Source organism: Robinsoniella sp. (genome assembly GCF_034124845.1).
On record NZ_JAWYAJ010000609.1, the window covers coordinates 1 to 2,481 of the forward strand.

Annotated in this window: 4 protein-coding genes; all 4 read left to right on the forward strand. The window is 42.4% G+C overall.

The genetic code is table 11. The features are described from left to right. Window positions 1–611 (forward strand): ABC transporter ATP-binding protein (locus ACH2DQ_RS29905; RefSeq protein ID WP_395028892.1); only part of this gene is annotated, 611 nt, incomplete at its 5' end. 161 nt (window positions 612–772) lie between these two features. Then, window positions 773–1,642, forward strand: a complete 870-nt coding sequence (locus ACH2DQ_RS29910; RefSeq protein ID WP_394914499.1) for an effector binding domain-containing protein — start codon at window positions 773–775, stop codon at window positions 1,640–1,642. A 25-nt stretch (window positions 1,643–1,667) separates the two neighbouring features. Next, window positions 1,668–2,126 carry a GyrI-like domain-containing protein gene (locus ACH2DQ_RS29915; protein WP_395028895.1) on the forward strand — a complete coding sequence of 153 codons (459 nt, stop codon included), beginning with the start codon at window positions 1,668–1,670 and terminating at the stop codon, window positions 2,124–2,126. A 1-nt stretch (window position 2,127) separates the two neighbouring features. Further along, on the forward strand, window positions 2,128–2,481 hold a 354-nt coding region (locus ACH2DQ_RS29920; RefSeq protein WP_395028897.1), incomplete at its 3' end, for an ATP-binding cassette domain-containing protein.

Below are 2,481 nucleotides of genomic sequence, written 5' to 3' on the forward strand. Positions count from 1 at the left end.
TGATGTATGCTGTGAGCGGTATGGATGAGATCAACAGCGGCAAGGTAATGTTCGATAACATGGATTTGTCAGCATATGGGGAAGAGGAACTGGCTGACATACGCAGAACAAAAATGGGATTTGTCTTCCAACAGCCAACGCTGCTGAAAAATCTGAACATCCTGGACAATATCATTCTTCCATCCATGGCGGGCAGAAGAAAAAATGTAAAGCAGCTTACGGATAAAGCCAGATTGCTGATGAAAAAGACAGGGATCGAGAAGCTGGAAAACCGTGATACCACGCAGGTATCCGGAGGACAGCTGCAGCGCGCCGGAATATGCCGTGCCCTAATGAGTGATCCGAAAATTATCTTTGGAGATGAACCAACGGGTGCGCTAAATTCCAATGCCGCCCAGGAAATCATGGATATCTTCTCTGAAATTAATGCAGAGGGAACGGCAGTAATGCTGGTAACGCATGATCCTAAAATAGCCGCCAGAACAGAACGTATCCTATTTATGCAGGATGGGAAAATAGACAGCGAACTAAGGCTGTCAAAATTTGATGGTAAGAATTTAGAGAGCAGGATGGAGGAAGTGGCAGGGGAGATGCTTAGAGTTGGAATTTGATAACAGTGAGAAGCTGCTGGTATAGTACCGGCAGCTTTTTTCGAGTGTTAAATTTGAAATTTGCCAGCAGTTTTATGGTAATACTTACCGAAGGTGACATCAAAAGAGAGGATATAAAAATTATATTATGATAAACTGTAAAACAGAAAGGAGGCGGTGAGATGGAATGGCTGCGACAGCTCAGCAGGGCAATCGATTATATTGAGGAAAATCTGGTAGGTGAGATATCCTATGACGAGGCGGCAAAATTGGCATGCTGCTCTACCTACTATTTTCAACGTATGTTTTCTTACATTGCAGGAATTAGTTTATCGGAGTATATCCGCAGGAGAAGAATGTCTCTGGCGGCATTTGAATTACAGACCAGCAATATTAAAGTTATGGATATTGGGATGAAATATGGATATCAGTCACCGACAGCTTTTAACCGTGCATTCCAGAACGTTCACGGTGCAGCGCCAACGGCAGCCCGGACGAAAGGGACGATGCTGAGTGCTTATCCCAGGATTAGTTTTTCCATAACAGTAACAGGAGGTGAAAATATGAGGTACCGCATAGAGCATAAAGAAGCATTTCGTTTAGCAGGCGTAAGGACAGCCTTAAAAGAAGATTCAGAGTATAATTTTCATATGGTGCCAAAGTTTTGGGAAAAAATGCTGAATAGTCCTGCCTATCAGGAAATCTGCAATCTGTCGGATGAGGGTGTTTCTGACATTTTTGGAGTCTCATCTTATGAGGATCCCCAAAATATCTACTACTATATTGCAGCACGCACGGATCGGAAGGTTCCCAAAGGCATGGCAGAGCTTGAGATTCCCGCTGCAACCTGGGTAGTATTTGAAGGGGATGATCCATACCGGGATTCGGTACAGTCTATATTCAGACGATTCCTGACGGAATGGCTTCCGTTTTCCAATTATGAATATGCCCATTTTCCGGATATTGAGGTGTATCCCATGCCAAGCGGCAATAAAATGAGCAGCAAAGCAGAGGTGTGGATTGCAGTAACAAAACCGGACGAAGAGAAGTAGAAAGAGATATACAGGAGGTATAAAAATGAGTTATCACATGGAAATTAAAGAAATAGAACCAATTCGAATTGTATTTGTACGTTACAAAGGCGTGTCAGATCAGGCTAATAAAGTATTTCCCAATGTGTTCAAGTCGATTAGCGGAAGGTCTAATGGTGCACCATTTTTCTGTTATTATAAAATGAATCCGGATACGAAGTATGCCGAGATGGAATTATGTGTGCCTACGGAGGAGATCCCAAAGGGAAATGGAATTGAAAGAAAAGAAATGCCCCGGGTACGCGCACTATGTACCACTCATACAGGCCCTTATGAAACACTGGGAAATGCATATGCCGCTATGGAACAATATGTGAAAGAGAGAAATTGGAAGGTTCAGATGCCGTTTCGGGAGGTTTATATAAAAGGCCCCGGAATGCTGTTGAAAGGTAACCCCCAGAAATACGTGACGGAAATCATTTTTCCTATATGTGAGGAGGAATAGCATGTTTGCAATTGAAATTAGGGATCTGGTCAAGAAATATAAAAATGGAGTCTGTGCATTAAATGGGTTAAACATGAACGTAAACACCGGTAATATTTTTTCCCTGCTGGGTGAAAATGGTGCAGGAAAATCATCCCTTATCCAAATATTGACCACATTTTATAAGCCCAGTTCCGGAAAGGTAAAAGTATTTGGAAAAGATCTGAGCAGTGAAGCGGCATGGATTAGAACGCAGATTGCCTGTGTTTCCCAGAAAATATCTGTTGATGAGCACCTTTCTTTAATGGAAAATATGGTATTTCAGAGCAGGCTGTATCAGGTTGAAAAGAAAACTGCCGAAAAGAGAATCGCAGAT